Origin of the sequence: Caulobacter segnis (assembly GCF_023935105.1) — a bacterium.
Lineage (GTDB): Bacteria > Pseudomonadota > Alphaproteobacteria > Caulobacterales > Caulobacteraceae > Caulobacter > Caulobacter segnis_B.
The window spans coordinates 3,118,255-3,137,390 of sequence record NZ_CP096040.1; the positions used below are offsets into that span (position 1 = coordinate 3,118,255).

Consider the following 19,136-nt stretch of genomic DNA (forward strand, 5'->3'; position numbering starts at 1 on the left):
GTCCGCCTTGTGAACCTGAAGACCGTTCTCGAGAAGCTGAAGCTCGAGCCGTACGTCCTCGCCCTGTTCGGCATGGTCGTGCTGGCCTCGATCCTCCCCGTGCGGGGCGAGGTCGCGCACGGGCTGAACATCGTCGTCAAGCTGGCTATCGCCCTGCTGTTCTTCCTGCACGGCGCCAAGCTGTCGCGGGAGTCGGTGGTCGCGGGCGTGACCCACTGGCGGCTGCACCTGCTGATCCTGGCCTTCACCTTCGTGATGTTCCCGGTCCTGGGCCTGGTGGTCAGCAAGACGGGCGTGCTGCAGCCGACCCTGGCGGCTGGGATCCTGTTCCTGTGCTGCCTGCCCTCGACGGTGCAGTCCTCGATCGCCTTCACCTCGATCGCGCGCGGCAATGTCGCCGCGGCCGTCGTGGCGGCGTCGGCCTCGAACCTCTTCGGCATCTTCATCACGCCCGTGCTGGTCGGCCTGCTGATGCACACGCAAGGCGGCGCCTCGGGGGGCTGGAAGTCGGTGCAGGACATCGTCGTCCAGCTCCTGCTGCCCTTCATCGCCGGCCAGCTGGCCCGGCCGCTGGTCAGCGGCTGGATCGCCAAGCACAAGGGCCTGATCGGCTATGTCGACCGGGGCTCGATCCTGCTGGTCGTCTATTCGGCCTTCAGCGAGGCCGTGGTCGGCGGCATCTGGCACAAGATCTCGCCGCTGCAGCTGGTGCTGCTGCTGGTCGTGTGCGGCGCCCTGCTGGCCATAGTACTGGCGGCGACCACCTTCGGCGCGCGCGGCCTGGGCTTTTCGCCCGAGGACGAGAAGGCCATCACCTTCTGCGGCTCCAAGAAAAGCCTGGCGACCGGCGTGCCCATGGCCGGCATCCTGTTTCCGGGCCCGACGGCGGGGATCATCGTCCTGCCGCTGATGATCTTTCACCAGATCCAGCTGATGGCCTGCTCCGTCATCGCCCAGCACTACGCCAAGAAGGCCCGCGAAGCGGAAGCTTAAGGGCTTCTCCCGGTTTCCGTTCGCCCTCCCCTGCTCTAGAACCCGCGCATGACTTCCGACTCCCAAAAGCCGCTGGCCGGCCGCATCGCCCTCGTCACCGGCGCCACGCGCGGCATCGGCGAAGCGATCGCCCTGGGCCTGGCCAAGGCCGGCGCCCATGTCATCGCGGTCGGCCGCACCCAGGGCGCGCTCGAGGCTCTGGACGATGCCATCCTGGACGCCACCGGCGAGCACGCCACCCTGGTTCCGCTGGACCTGCGCGAGCCCGACGGCCTGGATCACCTCGGCGCGGCGATCCACCAGCGCTGGGGCAAGCTGGACATCGTGGTCGGCGCGGCCGGCCTGCTGGGCCCTCTGACGCCGGTCAGCCATCTGGAGCCCAAGGGTTGGGACATGATCCTGTCCACCAACCTGACGGCCAACTGGCGGCTGATCCGCGCCATGGACCCGCTGCTGCGCGCCTCGGACGCCGGCCGCGCCCTGTTCCTTTCCAGCAGCGTGGCCAAGACCCGCCCGGCCTTCTGGGGCGCCTATGCGGCGACCAAGGCGGCGCTGGAAGCGATCGTCGACGTCTATGCCGACGAGACCGAGAACACGCCGATCCGCGCCTTCTGCGTCGATCCCGGCGCGATGCGCACCAAGATGCGCGCCGGCGCCTTCCCGGGCGAGGATCCCAAGACCGTGCCCGCGCCGGAGACCATCGTCCCGTTCGTCGTCGACCTGGTTCGCCCCGACCGCGCGCCGCCCAAGGGGGTCGTCCGCTTCAAGGATCGCGGCCAGGAATCGCCCAGCATCGACGCCTGAGCAAAACCCAACGTGGGGTTTGAATTGTTACGGAAATAGCCGCACGGGTTGCATAGAGGTTAAAAATACCACCCTGACGCTGATCCGAGGAACAATGTTTTGCGAGCGGACGCCAAATTAGCACCGCGTTAACCACCCTCCCCCGAGACGTTTGAACGCGGCGACGACGTCGCGTCCTTGGGGGGCTCCACATGGCGCTGTTCTCTCGTGGCCGTGAAACGGCCGACACGGCTCAAGTCTCCGATCTCGCGGGCATCGTCGCGGCGATCCAGCGTTCCCAGGCGGTAATCGAATTCAGCCTGGACGGCACGATCCTGACGGCCAACGAGAACTTCCTGCGGACGATGGGCTACACCCTCTCCGAGATCCAGGGCCGCAAGCACAGCATCTTCGTCGACGCCGCCCAGGCCGCCTCGCCGGCCTATCGCGAGTTCTGGGCCGCGCTGAATGCCGGCCAGTACGTCGCCGACAAGTTCAAGCGGGTCGGCAAGGGCGACAAGGAGGTCTGGATCCAGGCCTCGTACAACCCCGTGCTCGACAAGCAGGGCCGCCCCTTCAAGGTCATCAAGTTCGCCGCCGACGTCACCGCGGTCGAGGTCGAGCGCCGCGAAACCGAAGCCGAGCGCGAAAAAGTCCGCCAGGAGCAGGAGCACATCGTCTCCGTCCTGGCCGAGAGCCTGGGGCGCCTGGCCCGCGGCGACCTGACGGCGCGCATCGACACCCGTTTCGAAGGCCGCTACGCCCAGTTGCGCGAGGACTTCAACGCCGCGATCGACAGCCTGCGCGACGCCATGACCGCGATCGCCGACGCCGCCAACAGCATGGAGACCGGCGCCAACGAGATCGCCAGCGCCTCGAACGACCTGTCCAAGCGCACCGAGCAGCAGGCCGCCAGCCTGGAAGAGACGGCCGCCGCCCTCGACCAGATCACCGCGACGGTCAAGCGCAGCGCCGAGGGCGCCCGGCAGGCCTCGGCCGCCGCCTCGGCGGCCAGCACCGACGCCGACCGTTCCGGCGAGGTCGTCCAGCAGGCCGTCGCGGCCATGGGCGAGATCGAGAAGTCCTCGGGCCAGATCACCCAGATCATCGGCGTCATCGACGAGATCGCCTTCCAGACCAATCTCCTGGCCCTGAACGCGGGTGTCGAGGCCGCCCGCGCCGGCGAGGCCGGCCGCGGCTTCGCCGTCGTCGCCCAGGAGGTGCGAGCCTTGGCCCAGCGCTCGGCCGAAGCCGCCAAGGAGATCAAGACCCTGATCGCCAACTCGTCCACCCAGGTCGAGCACGGCGTGCGGCTGGTCGGCGACACCGGCCAGGCCCTGACCGGCATCGTCGCCAAGGTCGGCGAGATCAACGGCCTGATCCGCGAGATCGCCGAGTCCTCGCAGGAGCAGGCCACCGGCCTGAATCAGGTCAACGCCGCCGTGAACCAGATGGACCAGGTCACCCAGCAGAACGCGGCCATGGTCGAGGAGGCCAACACCTCGTCGGCTTCGTTGCGCGGCGAGGCGCAGGACCTGGCTCGCCAGGTGGCCCGCTTCCAGACCGGTCGCGTGGCCGCCCGCCATCCCGGAGCGGCCCCGGCCCGCAACACCGTCGCCGAACAGCGCGCCCGCATCCAGAGCTTCGCCCGACCGGGCGGCGCCGCGACGGCCGCCGCTCCGGCCGAGTGGGAAGAGTTCTAGTGGGGGGCCGCAACCTGCCTTAGCAGCAGGTTCGCCGTGGCCGCCGCCGAGCCGTCTCCGGTCAGGGCGGCGGCTACGATCGCTCCGTCCTTCGCTGAATACGCCACGACCGCGCCGGCGCCCGGCGTTCCGCCCAGGTGGCCCAGCCACAGGCTTTTGGAACCGTTCGCGTCCGGAACCTCGATCGCCATAACGCCCAGGCCATAGAAGCTGCCGGCGTCGAACATCGGGTAGAGCTTTTCGAACATCGCCGCGACGGTCTCGCGTTTCAGAAGCTGGCCGCCCAGCAGCGCCGCCCATACCCGCGCCATGTCGCCCGCCGAGCCCACGGCCGGCCCCGCCGGCCCGGCCCAGGCGGGCTCGATCGGCGCCTCCTTGGCCGAGACCAGCCCGGCGACATCCTCGGCCTTGTCGCCATCGGCCAGCATCCGCAGGGATTTCAGGCCCAGCGGCTTGACGATCCTGGCGTCGACCGCGTCCTGCCAGGACCGCCCGTCAACTTCTTCGATCACCTTGCCCAGCAGGGCGTAGCCGGTGTTGGAATAGCGCCAGCGCTCGCCGGGGCATGACATCGCGCCATGACGGGCGATGATCTTCACGTCCTCGTCCAGGCTGTGGGCCCGTCGCTCGGCGCGAGCCTTGAGATCCTCATTGGCGCTGAACAGGCCACCGGTATGGGCCAGGAGGTCGCGGATCGTGACGACGTCGCCATTGGGAACGCCGGCCACGTACTTGCCGATCGGATCTTCCAGCTTCAGCTTGCCGGTCTCGACCAATTGCAGCGTCACCACGGCGATCAGGCTCTTGCCGGCGCTGGCCCAGAACAGCAACGGTGGCTGGTCGCCGCTGTCGGTGCGTTCCCAGGCGCCCTTGCCGGGGACCAGGACGGCGACGGTCATGGCCGGCGCCTTGGTCGCGGCCTTGGCCGACAGGAAAGCCGCCTCCAGTCGCGCCACGGTATCGGAATCCAGCGCGGCCTTCGGGACTTCGGGCAGCAACGGCGGCGCGACCGACGCGTGCAGCGGCGGGCCAGCATAGGTCACCGCGCTCTTGCAGACGACGGGCTTGTAGTCCGCCGCCAGCGCCATGGCAGGCAGGCTCGCCCCGACCATAGCCAGGAGCGGCAGCGCCAATCCTATCCCCCGCATCGCCATTCTCCGGTCCAGCTCCAGGAAGCTAAACGCTTATGGCGAAGTTTGGGCTCAACGCTTCTTGCTGCCCGGGCCCGTATTGCCACGTACGGTGCGCGAGCCGGCCGTCGGACGCTTGGGTCCCGCCGCCTTGCCGCCGGCCGACTTGGCGCCGACCTTGTAGCTGGGCGTCGTCGAGACCTTCTTCTGGACCTTGGGGCCCAGTTTCTTGACCGACTTAACCGCTGCCTTGCCCGGCTCGGCGGCGACAGCGGCGTTGTCGACCGCGGTCTGGAGCGCGGCCTTGGGGACCTTCTTCTTGGCCGGCTTCACGGTGGGGTCCGGCAGGCCCGCTTCGGCAGCGGCCTTGGCGGCGGCCTCGTCGGCCAGGCGCTTGGACTTCTTGACCGTGTTGCGCGAGGCGCGGATGCGTTCCTCCTCGCGCTCGCGGCGTTCGAACTCGCGCTTGCCCCGGCCACTGTGGCCCTTGGCCTCGCCATCGGCATAGGGGTTGGCGCCCGACTTGATGGTGATGCGCAGCGGCACCCCCGGCAGGTCGAAGCTTTCGCGCAAGGAGTTGATCAGATAGCGCCGATAGTGGTCGGGCATCTGGTCGGCGCGGCTGGAGAACAGCACGAAGGTCGGCGGCCGGGCCTTGGTCTGGGCCATGTACTTGGGCTTCACCCGGCGACCGCTGACGGCGGGCGGCGGGTGACGCTGCATGGCCATCTGCAGCCAGTCGTTCAGGTCGCGGGTCTTGACCTTGGTCGACCAGTCCTTGTGGATCTTCAGCACGGCCGGCATCAGCTTGTTGACGCCGCTGCCGGTCTCGCCCGACAGCGCCACCACCGGCGCGCCGCGCACCTGGGGCAGCATGCGCTCGGCGTGCTCGCGGAAGGCGGCCAGGGTCGCGGCCTGATCCTCGATCAGGTCCCACTTGGCCAGGCAGAAGACCAGGGCCCGCCCTTCCCGCTCGGTCAGGTCGGCGATCTGCAGGTCCTGGATCTCGAACGGGTGGGTGGCGTCCATGACCAGAACCACGACCTCGGCGAAGGTGATGGCGCGGATGGTGTCCTGGGTGGAGAGCTTCTCCAGCTTCTCCTGCACCTTGGCCTTCTTGCGCAGGCCGGCGGTGTCGACCAGGCGGACCTTCTTGTCGCCCCAGACCCAGTCGACCGAGATCGAGTCGCGGGTGATGCCGGCCTCAGGGCCGGTCAGCAGGCGCTGCTCGCCGATCAGACGGTTGATCAGGGTGGACTTGCCGGCGTTCGGGCGCCCGACGATGGCCAGGCGGATCGGCTTGTCCTCGTCATCCTCGTCGTCGCTGTACTGGTCCTCGGGGACGGCCTCCAGCATGGCGGCGTACAGCTCGGCCATGCCTTCGCCGTGCTCGCCCGAGATCGGGATCGGTTCGCCGAGCCCCAGCTTGTAGGCCTCGCCGATGCCCGACTGGCCAGCTTTGCCCTCGGCCTTGTTGGCGGCGATGATCACCGGCTTGCCGCGGCGGCGCAGCAGGGCCGCGAACACCTCGTCCAGCGGCGTGACCCCTTCGCGGGCGTCGTAGATGAACAGCGACAGGTCGGCTTCCTCGATCGCCAGCTCGGTCTGGGCGCGCATGCGCGCTTCCAGGCTCTCGTCGGAGACGTCCTCGAAGCCGGCGGTGTCGATCAGCTGCAGGTCGAGGTCGCCCAGGCGGCCGTCGGCGTAGCGGCGGTCGCGCGTGACCCCCGGCTGGTCGTCGACGATGGCCAGCTTCTTGCCGGCCAGACGATTGAACAGCGTGGACTTGCCCACATTGGGGCGGCCGACGATGGCGAGTTTCAAAGGCATAGGCGTCCAGTAGTCGATTTTCGCCCCAACAGCAAAAGGGGGCCGCAAAAGCGAAGGCCCGGGCCGGCTTTCACCGTCCCGGGCCCGAAGGCGTTCGATTGTCTTTCCGCCCCCGCGAGGGGGCAGGAAAGCTAGCGGATGGCCACCAGTTCGGCGTCGTCCGTGACGACGTAGAGGGTGTCGCCGACCGCGATCGGGTTGATCAGCACCGGGGCGCCGATCTTCAGGGTCTTCTCCTTGGCGCCGGTCTTGGCGTTCAGGGCCACGGCCTCACCGGCGCTGGACATGGTGATCAGGCGACCGTTGGCCAGGATCGGCGTCGACCAAAGGATCGGGTGCTTGGCGCGCTTCTTCTTCTGTTTCTTGGTCAGGGCCTCGGTGTTGTTGAGGTCCTGGATCCAGTAGACCGAACCGTTCTCGCGCGAGACGCAGATCACCTGGCCGGCCTTGTCGACGACGAAGACGACGTCGCCGGCGACCCACGGGGTGGTGATGGCGGTCACCGGCAGGCTCCAGCGGGCCTGGCCCGAGCGCAGGTCGGTGGCGGCGAAGACGCCTGAGTGGCTGACGGCGAAGACGTCGCCCTTGTAGATCACCGGACGGCCCGGGATGTCGCGGATCTCCGACAGGGCGTTGGTGCGGCTGGCGCGGCTCAGGGCCTCGCTCCACAGGTCGTTGCCGTTGGCCGCGCGCAGGGCCACCAGTTCGCCCGAGGCGAAGCCGGCCACCACGGTGTCGCCACTGACCGCCGGGGTCGAGGCGGCCAGGATGCGAGCCGGCTCGCTGAGGGCCTGATAGGTCCAGCCCGGCGCGCCTGTCTCGGTGTTGTAGGTCAGCAGTTCGTTGTCGGTCGACACGACGAACAGGCGGCCGTCGACGACCGTCGGCGCGCCGTGGATCGGGGTCGAGGTCTGCTGTGTCCAGCCCAGATTGCCGGTGGCGGCGTCCAGCTGGGCCACGAAGCGGAAGCCCGAGGCGACATACAGCTTGTTGTCGGGGCCGACGGCGACGCCGCCGCCAAAGCCGAGGCGATCGTTCTTCTTGGGCATCAGGCCCAGGAAGCCGCCCTTCTTGGTCGGGCCGGCGGCCGGACGCAGGTCCTTACGCCAGATCTGCGAGCCGGACTTGGCGTCGATGGCCACGACGTCGGCCTCACCGTCCATGACGTAGATGCGACCGTTGGCCGAGACCGGCGGCGCGGTGACGTGGAACGTCTTGCCGCCCTTCTTGCCGAAGCCCTTCTTCCAGGCGATCTGGAAGCCCTTGCCGGCGTCGACATGCTCGATCGACTGCTCGGCGTTGCCGCCCGGCAGGCGCCACTCGGTCACCGCGGCCGGCTCGGGCAGGAAGAAGTCGGCGCCCTTCAGCGACTCGTTGGCCTCGACCTTCTGGTCGAAGGCGATGATCGAGATGCGCTGGCCCTGGCTGGCCGTGGACTTGTTCTTGTCCTTACCGCCAAAGGGATTGAGCTTGGAAACCGTCGAGCAGCCGGTGACGGCCATGGACGCCGACATCAGCGCGACCAGGGCGACGGAACGCTTGGAAATCATCAGGCGGCTCATTGAGGGACGTTGGGGGCGGCGGCGTCGGGCGCGAGGCCGGCGGGCAACTGGCCCATCGGCGGCATGGGAGGCAGTTTGGCGGCGGCCTTCACGGCCGCGCCCAGTTGCTTGGCCGCGCCGGAATCGATCAGTTGCATGGCGGCCTGGGCGCGCTGGCGCACATCCTCCGACGTGCTGGTGTCCAGCGAATTGGCCAGGATCACGAAATCGGCGCGCGCGCCGGCCAGATCGCCGGCCTGCAGCTTGGCGAAGGCCAACGCCTCTCGGGCGTACACGCGGTACGGACTCTTTTCCCCCGCCAACGGCGTCAACCTCGACTCGATATCCTTGTACGAGGCGGTGTCCATCAGGGCGAAGGCGGATTTGAGGCGCGCAAGGTCACCGAGGATTGCGTTCGGCGCGGCCTTGGCGGCCTCGTCGAAATATCCGACGGCTTCCTGGGTCTTGTTCTCTTCGACGCGGATGTCGCCCATCTGCAGCAGGGCCAGGGCCTTGTAACCTTGGGCGCCGCCGTCGGCGACGGTCTTGAACTGAGCGAAGGCCTTGGCCGGGCCCTGCTTCTGGGCGGTTTCCAGCGCGGCTTGATAGCCTTCCGACGCCTTATCGGCCTGGTTGGTCTGGTACGAGGTCCAGCCCCAATAGCCGCCGACGCCGATCACCACGGCCGCCGTCGCCGCCGCCACCCAGGGCAGCGACTTCACCGCCAGGCTGCGATAGCGCTCCGACCGAAGCTGCTCTTCGACTTCGTCAAAAACATCGACCACGAAACGAGGCTCCGAAACGGGGGCGCAGCGCCCCTAGGACGTCGCGCCCGAACGCGGCCGACGTCGCTGGTTTAAGACAGAATGTGGCTAGCGAAGGGCCGCTCGCCGAGGCGGCGAACCTATAGCGTGCCGCGCCACGCCGCAACGCGCGCTTTCATCCCTTCTTGGCGTAATAGGTTTCGGCCTCTCCCGGGAAGCTGCGATCCTTTACGTCGCTGGCGTATTGAGCGGCGGCGCGCTCGATTTCGCCCTTCAGGTCGGCATAGCGGCGCACGAACTTCGGGGTCCAGTCGAACAGGCCCAGCATGTCGTCGGTGACCAGGATCTGGCCGTCGCATCCGGCCGAGGCGCCGATGCCGATGGTCGGGGCGTCGATGGCGGCGGTGATCTCGCGGGCCAGGGACTCGGCCACCCCCTCGACCACCACGGCGAAGGCCCCGGCCTCGGCGGTCGCACGGGCCTCGGCCAGGATGCGCTCGCGCTCGGCGGCGTCGCGGCCCTTGGCCTTGAAGCCGCCGTCGACCAGCACCGCCTGCGGGCGTAGGCCGACATGGCCCATCACGGGCACGCCGCGCTGGGTCATGTAGCGGATGGTCTCCGGCACCGTCGGGCCGCTCTCGACCTTCACCGCCTGAGCCCCGGTCTCCTTCATGATCCTGACCGCGTTGGCGTAGGCCTCTTCCTGCGAGCCCTCGTACGAGCCGAAGGGCATGTCGATGACGACCATGGCCTTCCTCGCGCCTCGCATGACCGCCTGGCCGTGCAGAATCATCATCTCCAGCGTCACACCGACGGTGTTGGGCAGGCCGTGGACGACCATGCCCACCGAATCCCCGACCAGCAGCAGGTCGCACGCGCCGTCCAGGGCGGCGGCGACCGGCGCGGTGTAGGCCGTCAGACAGACGATGGGCTCACCGCCCTTGCGGGCGGTGATATCGGGCGCGGCCAGACGGCGGATCGTCTCTTGACGTTGGGCGGACAGGGCGAGCGCTCCCTAACGGCTTCTTTTGGGCGCCGTTTGTGGGCCGGATCGCGCCGCGCCGCAACATGAACGGCGTTCCTGGCGGGAGCCGCTAGAAGTCCTCGACCATCCGGGTGACCGCGAAGGCCAGCGCCACCACCGCCAGACAGGCCGCTAGCCACACCGCCTCCGAACTGCCTGGCGAGGCGAACAGCGCGTTGAACTTGGCATAGCCCGCGTCGAGTTCGGTCTGCAGGTTATGGCCGCTGTTGCGAGACAGCTGTGTAACCTCGCTGGAGAAGCGCGAACTCAGGATCTGGAACGCAGCGATCAGGCCGGCGGCCGTGCCGGCCAGGCCGATGAACATCCGCCGCATCGTCCAGCCGCGATCCAGCTTGGCCGCGACCTCGGCGTTGAACAGCGGGGCGTCCGGGAAGGACGGCGCTTCGGCGAACATGCGGGTCAGTTGGGCTTCGAAATCGGGTTCAGCCATGCGCTTCCCTCCTCGCCCCTTCTTCTGGTCGGGCGAGTTTCGCCCGAAGTTTGTCCAAACCACGTTTGACATGGGATTTGACCGTGCCGATCGGGATGTTCAAGGCCTCGGCCGCCTCGCCATGGGACCAGTCGGCCCCGTAGCACAGGGAAACGCACAGCCGCTCGCCGCGCGACAGCGCCTTCAGCGCCTCGTCGAGATCGATGCGGCTGGCGGCGTCCCCAGACGCGTCGCGGGCCATCGCGTCCTGGACCGGCTCCACGGTGTCCGAGAAGATCAGACGCGCCTCGCGCTTGACCTTCTTCAGGTAAAGGCGGGCGGCGATCTTCTTAATCCAGGCCCCGAAGGTTCCCTCCCCCCGGAACTCGGCCACTTGCTCGAAGCCGGTCATGAACGCGTCCTGGGCCAGGTCGTCGGCGGTGGCCGAGTCGGCGCCCAGGCGTCTCAAGAGACCCCGAACGGCCGAGCCGTGCCGACGCACCAGCTCCCCATAGGCCCGTCGGTCGCCCGCCGCCGCGGATGCAGCGAGCTCGACGTCGTGACCGGTTGGCGGGCGATCCATGCCCATTGCTCTCAAGCCCCTCCCAAGGCTCTGGGCGCTAGACCCGCTCTTCCTTGTTGGGATTGAAGAAGCTCAGAACGATGTAGGCCACGCCGATCACGGCGGGGATGCAGGCGATGCCGAGGCCCTCGAAGTCGCCATTGCCGTGAATGAAGTCGCCGAAATAGGTGGCCAAGCCGACGCCGATGCCGATGGCCAGCCAGATTACGCCGGTTCGCAGGTCGCGCAGGCGGGTCGGCGGCAACTTGACGCTCTTGGTCATCGCCTCGATCACCTCGGGTGGGATCTGCTGCCCCTTGTCGATGGCCGCGCGCAGCGTGCGCTGCATTTCGCGGCGCTCGCGGCTCTTGAAATAGAATGGCAGGCAGACGACGGCGACGATCATCATGCAGCCGACGACGGGAACGACGATATCAGGACCCATATCAAATCCTCCAGTAACTCGCTGAACGACGCCCCCAGCGCCGCCTTCACAAGTAAGAGGCGTTCACGGTCTCGTTTGGAGGCGCCCGCCCGGATGAAACTTTCGTAAGGCCAGAATCAGCCGGCTGACATCATCCGATCGACAGACCCAGCCGCCGCCACACCCCCGGCCCGCCGGCGACCACCGCCGCGCCCACGAAGCTGAGCAGCGCCGCGACGGGCGCCAGGCTGGGCGCCACCCGCGAGACCGCCAGGTCCAGCACCGGCGAGCAGGCCCACAGGACCATGCCGATGGCCGCCGCGCCGGCGCCGATGGCCCACAGGCGATCCACGAACACGCGCCGCTCGACCGCCTTCATCACCTCGGCGCTGAAGAGGTCGGCGCGGCTCTGCCTGGGGGCCTCGCCCAGGAAGGCGGCCAATTGATCGTCCAGGGTCATCAGGAACCTCCCAATACGGCCAGCAGCCGCTCGCGGCCGCGGGTAACATGCGATTTGACGGTGCCCAGGGGAAGTCCCAGGGCCTCCGAGACCTCGGCGTGGGACCAGCCCTGGCCCAGGCACAAGGTGACGCAGGCGCGCTGGTCTTCCGGCAGGGTCGCCAGGGCTGCTTCGAGGGCCATGCGGTCCTCCACTCCGACCTCGGCGGCGGTCTCCAGGTCCTGTTCACCACGCCAAGCCTCGTCGCGGGCGGCAGCGCGCTGGGCGCCGCGCCGCTGCGAGAGGGCCTTCCTCCACGCCACGCCGTAGAGCCAGGCCCGGAAACCCTCATCCTCGCGCAGCTTGTGAAGCCCGGCCCAGGCCGCCACGAACGCCTCCTGGGCGATGTCGTCGGCGTCGATCCAGCCGCTCTTGCGCAGGAACCCCCGCAGCGGCTTCTCGTGGATCGCCACCAGCCGGGCGAAGGCGGCCTGAGATCCGGCGCGCGCCTGTCTGACAAGCGCGGCGTCCATCAGATGGTGGGTCCGTTCCGATCGATCAGAACCTGCACCAGGGTCGCCGCGCACAGGGCGCCCATGACGAAGGCCACGATGACGAAGGCCTGACCCGCGCCATAGATGTCGGTCGCGGCGGCGACGGCGAAGCCCAGGCCCAGGATGCCGAACAGCACCACCTGGTACCAGGACCGCTCGCGGCGGCGGCGATAGCGCGGACGCTCGTCCTCGTCCTCGTCGTCACGCAGGCGTCGGCTCAGCCGGTTCAGCAGCTCGGCCGGCGGCTCGCGGCCGGACGCCACGTAGGTCTTCATCAGGTCCAGCGCCTCGCGGTTGGCGCGGTAGGACAGCCACGCCCGGAAGGCGCCCAGCAGCATGAAGCCCACCGGGAAGATCAGCCACCAGAACTGCCAGAAGATGTGCTCGGGCATGAAGGCCTCTCCCTTAGCGATTCAATTGGGCGACGAGGGCGGCGGGCGGCTCGCGGCCGGCCTTGGCCAGATCGCGCAGGGCTTCCACCACCTCGCGGCGGGCGCGGTAAGACAGCCACGCGCGGAAGGCGCCCAGCAGCATGAAGCTCACCGGGAACATCAGCCACCAGAAGCTCCAGAACAGGTCTTGCATAGGTCCATCCCTTCGATCAGAGGCGCGATCATTCGCGCTTTCGAAGGTTAGTCGCCGCCGACCGCCGCCTTGGATGCGCCGACATACGAAATAATTTCGGACATCGAGTTGAACGACACGGTCGGCCGATGTTCGGCCAGGATCGAGGGCTTGGCGTAGCCCCAGCCGACAGCGCCGCAGTCCAGACCCACCGCGCGGGCGGCCTCGATGTCGCGGGTCTCGTCGCCGATGCAGATGACCTTGTCGCGACTGACGCCCTTGGACGTCACCTGCTTGAACTTGCGGGCCTTGCCGAACAGCGACGCACCGCAGGCATAGAGACTGACCAGGTCTTCCAGGTCGGGCCCCAGCACTCGGCGGATCACCGCCTCGCTGTTGGAGCTGACCACCGCGATCTTGACGCCTGCCTGGTGCAGGGCGCGCAGCATCTTGGCCGTTTCAGGAAACAGCGGAATCTTGTGGGCGTCGGCCGCCATCAGCTTCTTGCCGGCCCGCGCGATCAGCGGGAGCTTCCAGGGCGAGACGCCCAGATAACGGATCACCTCGCGCGTGCTGCGGCCGCGCAGCATCTCGATCTCGTCATCGGTGACGGTCTTGAATCCGTACCGACGCGCCATGGGATTGACAGCCCGCATCATCCACGCGGCGCTGTCAGCCAGCGTGCCGTCGAAGTCGAAGATGACCAACTCGTACCGCGAGACGGCGTCCCCCACGCGCGCAATGTCCTTATCAAGTCCGCTCAAAGCGGATGTTCCGTTCAGTGATAGACTGATCCCCGCCAAGTTGTCGTCTTAAACTTCGCTCACCAGCCGGCCGAATGCGTGGATAGTTTCCAGAGCTTAGCTCAACGCCTTCTCATAGAGGTCCGGCTTGAAGCCGACTAGGCGACGGTCGCCCAGGTCCAGGACGGGACGCTTGATCATCGATGGCTGGGTCAGCATCAGGCCGATGGCCTTGTCGGCGTCGAGGTTCTGCTTGTCGGCCTCGTCCAGCTTGCGGAAGGTCGTGCCGGCGCGGTTCAGGATCGTCTCCCAACCGTGCTCGGCGACCCAGCCCTCCAGGGTGGCGCGGTCGATGCCCACGGCCTTGTAGTCGTGGAAGGCGTAGGCCTGCCCCCGCTCCTCCAGCCACTTGCGGGCCTTGGCGACGGTGTCGCAGTTCTTGATGCCGTACATCGTCGGGGTCATGGCCAGGCTCCTTGGGCGAATCCCGCTGTCACCCCCTGCCCTAACCTTTCTGGTTTCCGCGGTTCAACTGTCTCAGGGCGTCCTTGCCGTTCCAGCGGGCGGTGCGATCGGTGGAGGCGGCGAGCCGCGCGGCGCAATCCAGGGCGGCGGCCCGCAGCACCGGGCTCTTGCGCGAGCCGATCGCCCGGAGCGCCCAGTTGACGCCCTTCTTGACGAAGTTGCGAGGATCGGTGCTCCCGGCCTCGATCAAGGACAGGCGCTCCAGGAACGGCGCGTCCGGCAGTTCCTTGCGATGCAGGGCCACGCTGGCCAGCAGGACGAAGCCAGCGCGCTTGTCGAACTCGCCCTCCAGCGTCACCCACGCGTCGATCTTGGCCGGGGCGTGGGGCGTGCGGTCGAACAGGTCGAAACACAGAGTGTCGGTCACCGCCCAGTTGTCGAAGTCCGCCCGCCAGGCGTCCATCTGCTCGGGCGTGACCCACTCGGGATCGTCGACCATCGCCGCCAGCAGCCGGGCCTCGTACCAACCGGTCTCCCACAAGGCCTGAGCCAGGGCGTGGTCACGGCCCAGCCGCTTGGAAAGCGTCCGGATCTTGCCCACCGCCACGCCGAAGGCTTTGGGTGCGGTGATCGCATAGCGCGCCATGCCCGCGCGATAGGCTTCGTCGCCGAGCGCTTCCAACTGCTGGAGGGCTTCGGCGACGCTCGCCATCAGGCCAGGTCCCAGGCCTTGAGCACGATGTGCTGGGTCTGGCCCAGCTTGCTCTGGACGAGGGCGAAGCGGTTCACCGTCCAGCGGATCGGCGCGATCGCCTGGGCTGGAACGACCTGGCCGTCATAGAGCAGCGTGATGTGCGGGAGGAACTGCTTGTCAGGTTTCAGGCCCGCGCCGGCCATCTTCAGGCCCAGCGCCTGCTGGAAGGCGACCAGCGTGGAGACGCCGTCCCCGCCCTGCAGGGTGAAGGGGTTGTTGCCAGGGCGATTGGCGAAGCTGACGGCCTTGTCGAACACGACCTCGAACGGCGCGGCCGTCACGGCCTGTCCCGCCGCCTCGCCCTTGCGGACCATGTCGGCGGGCAGGCCGACATAGTCGCCCAGGTGATGCAGGGTGACGTGGAAGCGGTCGGTCGGCAGCGGCAGCCCCCTCAGACCCAGGGCTTCCTTCAGCCGGCGGGCCTCGCGTGCGATGGCCTCGGCCGTCGCCGGATCGGGATACAGTAGGAACATCAGCCGGTCGGTCGGCGTCGGCGGGTCGAAGCCCGGGAGGCCCATCTGCAGCGTCTCGGCCATGCGGCTCCCCTCTGGTCGCCGACAGGATTAAGCCGCTTCGCCGCCGCCTCCAACGCCACATTACAATTCGTTTACATGCGTAATCGGCCGCTTGACCGGAACGTTTACGTGCGTAATCGTCACGCCATGGATACGAGCCCGCACCGCATCAGCGCCGCCGAGAGCGAAGTCATGAAGGTCCTGTGGGCCAACAGCCCCAAGGCCGCCGAGGACATTCTCGCTCTGCTAGCCAAGGACCAGGGCTGGGCGGAAGGCACGGTGAAGACCCTGCTGAACCGCCTGCTGAAGAAGGGCGCGATCGCCGCCGACAAGGATGGCCGACGCTTTCTCTATCGTCCGCTGATCGGTCGCGAGGACTATGTCGACGCCGAGAGCCAGGGCCTGCTGGATCGCCTGTTCGATGGCCGCCTGGCGCCGTTGGTCAGCCACTTCTCCAAGCGCGAGAGACTGGCCCCCGAGGACGTCGCCGAGCTGCGCCGTCTGCTGGAGAAACTCGACGATGGCCAATGATCTGATCCTGTTCGCGATCAAGGCCAACCTGGCCCTGGCCGCCGCTGTCCTGCTGGTGCTGGCCCTGCGCAAACCGGTCCGCGCCGCGTTCGGCGCGCGCAGCGCCTACGCCCTGTGGCTGGTCGCACCGCTGTCGATCCTGCCCCTGCTGGTCCCGGCGCGAACGATCGTCCGGCCACTGGCTCCTGCCGAAACGACGGCGAGCATGCACGCGCCGGCCAAGGCCGTCGCTTCGACGAGCGCCTCGACCGAGACCGCGGAGTTTCGCCCTCTCGATCTTCCGGTCGACGAAATCCTGCTAGGCCTTTGGGGCGCCGTCGCCTTGGGCGGCCTCGTCATCCAGGCCGAACGCCAGCGGCGGTTCATCCGCTCGCTGGGGCAGCTGAGCGCCACGGGCGAACCGGGCTTGATGCGGTCGGAGCGCCCGGGCGTCGGTCCCGCCGTGATCGGCGCCCTGGCCCCGCGCATCGTGCTGCCGGCCGACTTCGCCAGGCGCTTCTCGCCCGAGGAGCAGATCCTGATCCTGGCGCACGAGAAGAACCACCTGGCGGTCGGCGACGCCCAGATCAACGCCGTAACCACCGCGCTGCGGTGCCTGTTCTGGTTCAACCCTCTGGTCCAATGTCGGCGCGTCCTTCGCGCGGATCGACCAGGAGATCGCCTGCGACGCCGCCGTCCTGGCCCGTCATCCCAAGACCCGCCGCGCCTATGGCGAGGCCATGCTGAAGACCCAGTTGGCGCCCTGCGCGCCGCCGCTGGGCTGCTGCTGGCCCGCCTCGGCCAACCAGCAACTGAAGGAGCGTTTCACCTTGCTCGCCCATCACCACGCCAACCGTCGCCGCCACCTTGCCGGGGCGGCCGCCGTCGCGGTCCTGTCCCTGTCCGCCGGCGTCGCCGCCTGGGCCGCCCAGCCGGCGCAGGTCGTCCGGCCGTCCCCCGAGCAGACCAAGCGCGCCGTCGCCCGCCATCTCAGCCAGCCGTTGTTCGACGCCGTCCGCGCTCGCGACGTGGCGGCCGTCCGTGAGCTGATCGCCCTGGGCGCCAACGCCAACGCCGTACTGCCCGGTGACGGCTCGCCCCTGATCGAGGCGGCCCGGCGTGGCCAGCTGGAGATCGTCCAGATGCTGCTGGCCGCCGGCGCCGATCCGAACCTGGCCGTGCGCGGCGACGGCGCCCCGCTGATCCAGGCCTCGCTGTCGGGCAATCTCGAGATCGTCCGCCTGCTGGTCGAGCGCGGCGCCGACGTCGAAGTCTTCGTTCCCGGCGACGAGACCCCGCTGATCAACGCCGCCCAGGCCGGCAACCTCGACATCGTCGCCTATCTGACCGAGCGCGGCGCCGACGTGAACCGTGAAGTGCCGGCCAATGGCGGGACGCGCTCGCCCCTGGGCGAGGCCAGCCGCAACGGCCACGGCGACGTCGCCGCCTACCTGAAGAGCCGGGGCGCGCGGTCCTAAGGGACCCGCCCCGCAACTTCCCCAGCAAAATCAGAGGCTTTTTGAACGATGGCGATCATCGACGCTCGGACTCTGCCCGATGCCAGCCGGATTGAGGCCGACCTGATCATCATCGGCGGCGGCATGGCCGGCATCGCCCTGGCCAAGGAACTGGCCGGCGGCCCTCTGAGGGTGACGATCCTGGAGAGCGGCGGGTTGGAGATCGACGCCGACAACCAAGCCCTCTACGCCGGCTTTGGCATGCAGCGCGCGCCGGGCAATCCGGATCGGCCGTTCGACGACTATCCCGTCCAGTCGCGAGTCCGGGCCCTGGGCGGTTCGGGCATGGTCTGGGGCGGCAAGTGCGCGCCGCTTGACCCGGCGGACTTCGCCGAACGTCCCTGGATCCCGTACAGCGGCTGGCCCGTCACGCGCGCGCAGATGCAGCCATACTACGATCGGGCCTGCGACCTGCTGGAGATCCCGCGCTTCCCGCTGGACCGGCCCAGGCCATCCGGGCCCGAGCGCCAGCCCCTGGCGCTCGATCCCGCCGACGGCTTCTTCCCCGCGCCCCGCGAATTCTCCCGCTTCTCGGGCGGCGTGGACAAGACCGCCTTCGACGCCTTCCGCACCCAGTTCGCGGAAGTCCCGAACATCGCCGTCTATCTACACGCCAACGTCACGAGGATCCGGCGTGAAGGCCTTGAAATCGTTGGGCTGGATATCGCCTGCCTCAACGACCATCGCCACACCGCCCAGGCGGCGCGCTACGTCCTGGCGGTCGGCGGCATCGAGAACGCCCGCCTGCTGCTGGCCTCGGACAATCTGGGCAACGGCCACGACCTAGTCGGGCGCTTCTTCCAGGGTCACGTCACCTACTCCAATGACGGCGACGATCAGAACGAGGGCACGGCGATCGCGATCAGCCGCGCCACGCCGATGGACCTCTACGCTCCGGACAAGGGCCGGACCGCCCACTGCGTCATCGGCGCGGGCCTCCCGGCCCAGACGCGGATGAAGACCGGCAACTTCACCGCCACCCTGTTCCGGGTGAGGGCGTCGGAGCCTCAGACCCCAGTCGCCGCCGATACCGTGACGATTAGCAAGACGGTCGCGCGCCTCGCTCGCCAGGGTGACGGCCAGTTGCTCGGCTACTTCGCCATGGCCGAGCATTTTCCCAATCCCGACAGCCGCGTGACGCTGGACTCCGACCAGAAGGACGCCTTGGGCATGCCGCGCGTGCGCCTGACCTGGGCCTATGGCGACAAGGACTACGTCGACCTGGAGCGCTCGGTCGCGGGCCTGGCCGACGCCCTTGGCGCGTCGGGCGAAGGCCGCCTGTGCTGGTCTCTGGAGCGGAGCAAGCTGCTGGGCGCCTGCAGCGCCTCGCGCCACCACATGGGGACGACGCGGATGCACGCCGATCCCGCGAAAGGCGTCGTCGACCCGGACCTGCGGCTGCACGAGGCCCGCAACCTCTATGTCACCGGCAGCTCGGTGTTCCCGACCTCGGGCATCGCCAATCCGACCCTGACCCTGTTGGCGCTGACCATTCGGCTGGCTGATCACCTGAAGCAAGAGACCGTGCGATGACCACCCGCCGCGACCTCCTGGCCGCCCTCGTGGCCTTGGCCGCCACGCCCGCCCTCGCCGCCACGCCGGACGCCCTGGCGGGTCTCGACCGCGCCGCCACCCGTCGTATCGGCGAGGCTTGGCGGACCCGAAATCCGAAGGCCACGGTCAGCCAGCTGACCACCCGCCTTTTCCCGAACGGCCGGGGCCGCGACGCCCTCGACCGACTGCGCGCGCTCGCGGCCGCCGACTTCCACCAAGGCGCGGTTTTCGTCCATCGCGGCTGGCGCCTGTCGGACACCGAAGGCGCGCTGTTCGCCCTGCTGTCACTGGAAGGTCAGCCGTAGGAACCGCGTGACGCCCGACGGGTTGGCCTTGT

23 protein-coding genes and 1 pseudogene are annotated in these 19,136 nt (G+C 68.5%); 8 read left to right on the top strand and 16 right to left on the bottom strand.

From position 1 onward, the window contains the following. Positions 1-9 precede the first annotated feature (9 nt). The 3 genes from MZV50_RS14710 to MZV50_RS14720 all read left to right on the top strand — a co-directional run bounded on the left by MZV50_RS14710 (position 10) and on the right by MZV50_RS14720 (position 3,479). Positions 10-993 carry a bile acid:sodium symporter family protein gene (locus MZV50_RS14710; protein WP_252629923.1) on the top strand — a complete coding sequence of 328 codons (984 nt, stop codon included), beginning with the start codon at positions 10-12 and terminating at the stop codon, positions 991-993. A gap of 48 nt (positions 994-1,041) precedes the next feature. Next, positions 1,042-1,797, top strand: coding sequence for an SDR family NAD(P)-dependent oxidoreductase (locus tag MZV50_RS14715; RefSeq protein WP_252629924.1), 756 nt, complete (start codon positions 1,042-1,044; stop codon positions 1,795-1,797). Between the two features lie 191 nt (positions 1,798-1,988). Then, positions 1,989-3,479: a methyl-accepting chemotaxis protein gene (locus tag MZV50_RS14720; protein ID WP_252629925.1), complete on the top strand. Its 1,491-nt coding sequence runs from the start codon at positions 1,989-1,991 to the stop codon at positions 3,477-3,479. On the opposite strand, the gene MZV50_RS14725 is transcribed toward MZV50_RS14720, so the two are convergent. The 16 genes from MZV50_RS14725 to MZV50_RS14800 form a co-directional block, all read right to left on the bottom strand. Then, a complete protein-coding gene (locus MZV50_RS14725; protein ID WP_252629926.1) occupies positions 3,476-4,612 on the bottom strand; it encodes a serine hydrolase domain-containing protein in 1,137 nt (378 codons plus the stop codon). The two genes, MZV50_RS14720 and MZV50_RS14725, sit on opposite strands and share 4 nt — an antisense overlap. Before the next feature lie 69 nt (positions 4,613-4,681). After that, positions 4,682-6,439: a ribosome biogenesis GTPase Der gene (gene der / locus MZV50_RS14730; protein ID WP_252629927.1), complete on the bottom strand. Its 1,758-nt coding sequence runs from the start codon at positions 6,437-6,439 to the stop codon at positions 4,682-4,684. Between the two features lie 131 nt (positions 6,440-6,570). Continuing rightward, the gene (locus MZV50_RS14735; RefSeq protein ID WP_252629929.1) at positions 6,571-8,001 is read right to left on the bottom strand and encodes a PQQ-like beta-propeller repeat protein; all 1,431 of its coding nucleotides are present in this window, start codon (positions 7,999-8,001) and stop codon (positions 6,571-6,573) included. Then, a complete protein-coding gene (locus tag MZV50_RS14740) occupies positions 7,998-8,765 on the bottom strand; it encodes a tetratricopeptide repeat protein (RefSeq protein WP_252629930.1) in 768 nt (255 codons plus the stop codon). The genes MZV50_RS14735 and MZV50_RS14740 overlap by 4 nt, the downstream gene beginning before the upstream one ends. 154 nt (positions 8,766-8,919) lie before the next feature. Further along, complete coding sequence (panB, locus tag MZV50_RS14745; RefSeq protein WP_252635247.1) at positions 8,920-9,747, bottom strand: 3-methyl-2-oxobutanoate hydroxymethyltransferase; 828 nt, start codon at positions 9,745-9,747, stop codon at positions 8,920-8,922. Positions 9,748-9,838: 91 nt separating this feature from the next. After that, a complete protein-coding gene (locus MZV50_RS14750) occupies positions 9,839-10,219 on the bottom strand; it encodes a hypothetical protein (RefSeq protein WP_252629931.1) in 381 nt (126 codons plus the stop codon). Further along, the gene (locus tag MZV50_RS14755) at positions 10,212-10,796 is read right to left on the bottom strand and encodes an RNA polymerase sigma factor (protein ID WP_252629932.1); all 585 of its coding nucleotides are present in this window, start codon (positions 10,794-10,796) and stop codon (positions 10,212-10,214) included. Before MZV50_RS14755 ends, MZV50_RS14750 begins: the two co-directional genes overlap by 8 nt. 22 nt (positions 10,797-10,818) lie before the next feature. After that, positions 10,819-11,205 carry a DUF6249 domain-containing protein gene (locus tag MZV50_RS14760; protein WP_252629933.1) on the bottom strand — a complete coding sequence of 129 codons (387 nt, stop codon included), beginning with the start codon at positions 11,203-11,205 and terminating at the stop codon, positions 10,819-10,821. Between the two features lie 130 nt (positions 11,206-11,335). Continuing rightward, positions 11,336-11,644 (bottom strand): hypothetical protein, encoded by a 309-nt coding sequence (locus tag MZV50_RS14765; protein ID WP_252629935.1) that lies wholly within the window; start codon positions 11,642-11,644, stop codon positions 11,336-11,338. Next, complete coding sequence (locus MZV50_RS14770) at positions 11,644-12,156, bottom strand: RNA polymerase sigma factor (RefSeq protein ID WP_252629936.1); 513 nt, start codon at positions 12,154-12,156, stop codon at positions 11,644-11,646. The genes MZV50_RS14765 and MZV50_RS14770 overlap by 1 nt, the downstream gene beginning before the upstream one ends. Further along, entirely contained in the window at positions 12,156-12,569 is a 414-nt protein-coding gene (locus tag MZV50_RS14775; protein ID WP_252629937.1) for a hypothetical protein, read from the bottom strand. Before MZV50_RS14775 ends, MZV50_RS14770 begins: the two co-directional genes overlap by 1 nt. Positions 12,570-12,582: 13 nt before the next feature. Beyond that, positions 12,583-12,762, bottom strand: a complete 180-nt coding sequence (locus MZV50_RS14780) for a hypothetical protein (RefSeq protein ID WP_252629939.1) — start codon at positions 12,760-12,762, stop codon at positions 12,583-12,585. 47 nt (positions 12,763-12,809) lie between these two features. Then, positions 12,810-13,484 carry an HAD family hydrolase gene (locus MZV50_RS14785; protein WP_289781926.1) on the bottom strand — a complete coding sequence of 225 codons (675 nt, stop codon included), beginning with the start codon at positions 13,482-13,484 and terminating at the stop codon, positions 12,810-12,812. A gap of 117 nt (positions 13,485-13,601) precedes the next feature. Further along, entirely contained in the window at positions 13,602-13,949 is a 348-nt protein-coding gene (locus MZV50_RS14790; protein ID WP_252629943.1) for an ArsC family reductase, read from the bottom strand. Positions 13,950-13,989: 40 nt separating this feature from the next. Then, positions 13,990-14,661, bottom strand: a complete 672-nt coding sequence (locus MZV50_RS14795; RefSeq protein ID WP_252629945.1) for a DNA alkylation repair protein — start codon at positions 14,659-14,661, stop codon at positions 13,990-13,992. Next, positions 14,661-15,239: a 2'-5' RNA ligase family protein gene (locus MZV50_RS14800; RefSeq protein WP_252629946.1), complete on the bottom strand. Its 579-nt coding sequence runs from the start codon at positions 15,237-15,239 to the stop codon at positions 14,661-14,663. Before MZV50_RS14800 ends, MZV50_RS14795 begins: the two co-directional genes overlap by 1 nt. Positions 15,240-15,365: 126 nt before the next feature. Between MZV50_RS14800 and MZV50_RS14805 the strand changes: the two genes are divergently transcribed. The 5 genes and pseudogenes from MZV50_RS14805 to MZV50_RS14825 all read left to right on the top strand — a co-directional run bounded on the left by MZV50_RS14805 (position 15,366) and on the right by MZV50_RS14825 (position 19,104). Continuing rightward, entirely contained in the window at positions 15,366-15,749 is a 384-nt protein-coding gene (locus MZV50_RS14805; RefSeq protein ID WP_252635248.1) for a BlaI/MecI/CopY family transcriptional regulator, read from the top strand. Beyond that, positions 15,739-16,311, top strand: a pseudogene (locus MZV50_RS14810) (M56 family metallopeptidase); the annotation flags it as partial. The gene MZV50_RS14805 and the pseudogene MZV50_RS14810, both read left to right, overlap by 11 nt. Positions 16,312-16,426: 115 nt before the next feature. Beyond that, the gene (locus tag MZV50_RS14815) at positions 16,427-17,206 is read left to right on the top strand and encodes an ankyrin repeat domain-containing protein (protein WP_252635249.1); all 780 of its coding nucleotides are present in this window, start codon (positions 16,427-16,429) and stop codon (positions 17,204-17,206) included. A 48-nt stretch (positions 17,207-17,254) separates the two neighbouring features. Further along, positions 17,255-18,778: a GMC oxidoreductase gene (locus tag MZV50_RS14820; RefSeq protein WP_252629947.1), complete on the top strand. Its 1,524-nt coding sequence runs from the start codon at positions 17,255-17,257 to the stop codon at positions 18,776-18,778. Beyond that, positions 18,775-19,104 (top strand): hypothetical protein, encoded by a 330-nt coding sequence (locus tag MZV50_RS14825; protein ID WP_252629949.1) that lies wholly within the window; start codon positions 18,775-18,777, stop codon positions 19,102-19,104. The genes MZV50_RS14820 and MZV50_RS14825 overlap by 4 nt, the downstream gene beginning before the upstream one ends. Positions 19,105-19,136 lie beyond the last annotated feature (32 nt).